This is a genomic window from Saccharopolyspora terrae, assembly GCF_004348435.1.
GTDB lineage: Bacteria > Actinomycetota > Actinomycetes > Mycobacteriales > Pseudonocardiaceae > Saccharopolyspora > Saccharopolyspora endophytica.
The window spans coordinates 1-403 of the sequence record NZ_SMKS01000164.1; the positions used below are offsets into that span (position 1 = coordinate 1).

The following is a 403-nucleotide window of genomic DNA, read 5'->3' on the forward strand; positions in this document are numbered from 1 at the left end:
CTAGGAGCTGTTTAGGAACGTGGGGCCCGGTGGTTGAACATAGTGAGGTCTCCGGTAGATGGATCAGCGACGAAGAAGATCAACATCTATCCGGAGACCTCGGTGGGAAGCGTATCGGTTGGCGCGCGTAAGGATCTGACGGACCGGCAGTGGGCGGCGTTGCAGCGTGTGTTGCCGCCTCAGCCGGTGGTGGGGCGTCGTCCGAAGTGGACACGTCGGCAGTTACTGAATGGGATTCGCTGGCGGGTTCGAGTCGGTGCTCCATGGCGGGATGTACCGGAACGGTATGGGCACTGGCAGTCGATCTATCAGCTGTTTCGCCGTTGGCAACGCGAGAGTGTGTGGCCCTGGATCCTCTCGGTGTTGCGGGCGTGGGCTGACCGGTCCGGCCTCGTCGACTGGC

General features: G+C 62.3%; 1 protein-coding gene. It reads left to right on the forward strand.

From position 1 onward, the window contains the following. Positions 1 to 102: 102 nt before the first annotated feature. On the forward strand, positions 103 to 403 hold a 301-nt coding region (locus E1181_RS31200; RefSeq protein ID WP_207922405.1), incomplete at its 3' end, for a transposase.